This is a genomic window from Salegentibacter echinorum, from assembly GCF_900129445.1.
In the GTDB taxonomy this organism is placed as follows: domain Bacteria; phylum Bacteroidota; class Bacteroidia; order Flavobacteriales; family Flavobacteriaceae; genus Salegentibacter; species Salegentibacter echinorum.
The window spans coordinates 1-1,049 of record NZ_FQVT01000039.1 but is presented as its reverse complement, the minus strand read 5'-3'; the positions used below and the strand labels follow the sequence as shown (position 1 = coordinate 1,049).

Here is a 1,049-nt window from a genome sequence, read left to right as displayed (position 1 = left end):
ACCTGAGTTCGGGCTAAGGAATTAGCAGAATAATGCGAGTTGCCCCTTTGATTTTATATCTTCCTCAAACTTAATAGCTGGCTTTTTTTCTTGAAAAGAATATGCAATAAGACTGGCCACAAGATTGGTTATAAAATTACCGAAACTCCGGTGCCTGGAATGTTCTGCGTGACAGATATTTTTGAGCTGATCATTTATTGTTTCTATGACCGAACGTTTTCTAAGCAATATTTTATCTCTCATAGTCATCAGTACATTTTTCATGTTATTGCGGATTCCGGTAATTAGATGTAATCCATCCTCAAAGAGCATTGAAGCCAGGTTTTTTGATATATATCCTTTATCTGCATACAATTTCCCAAATATTTCGTTCAAAATATTTCCTTCTTTTAGAGGATCTCTGTCGTCCACATTGCCTTGGGTAAGTACGAAGTTTAGGATTTCACCTTTGTCATTAACAATGAGATGTAACTTAAAACCATGGAACCAGCCCATAGTAGATCTTCCAGTTGTTGCTATCCCTTCAAAAACCTTATTGACCTTTATGCGTTTGTTCTTGCACACCCGTAGCGGAGTAGAATCGATAAACGAAATACCGGTAGATTTACCCAAACAACGGGTCTTCATAAATAGTACAAGTGGTACCATGTTGGCTTGCATCAATTCTGTAAACCTGTTGTAGGAAACCGTATCAGGGAATTCCGACTTCATATGTTTTTGTATATAGAAAAGATAAAAGTGCTTAAAGGTTCTATGTCCACTAAGTTGAAAAATAACAGTAATGGTAAGGATTTCACTCATCGACATTTTAAAGGCCCTTTTTCTATGTTTTTTACCGTCTTCAAGTAACTTTTGCGTGAAGGCGGGTTCAAAAACTTTACAAAACTCATCAATGTCGAAGAAAATTTCAGTAACTTTATCATTAGAAATCATAGCGGAAAAATTAGTTAAATATTTGAATTTTAGACACTTAAATATACTAATTTTCCGCTTTTCTATTGCCTAAAAATTCAAGAAAAATCCCACTTTCTTACATCGAACTCAGGTTA

Annotated in this window: 1 protein-coding gene; it reads right to left on the bottom strand. The window is 35.1% G+C overall.

Annotated elements, in window-relative coordinates; genetic code table 11:
* Positions 1 to 21: 21 nt before the first annotated feature.
* Positions 22 to 933, bottom strand: coding sequence for an IS982 family transposase (locus tag BUA71_RS17375; RefSeq protein WP_072882058.1), 912 nt, complete (start codon positions 931 to 933; stop codon positions 22 to 24).
* Between the last annotated feature and the right edge of the window lie 116 nt (positions 934 to 1,049).

What these genes read in the sequence shown, in the direction of transcription:
- BUA71_RS17375 (WP_072882058.1), bottom strand. Translation starts at nt 933, where the DNA reads ATGATTTCTAATGATAAAGTTACTGAAATTTTCTTCGACATTGATGAG.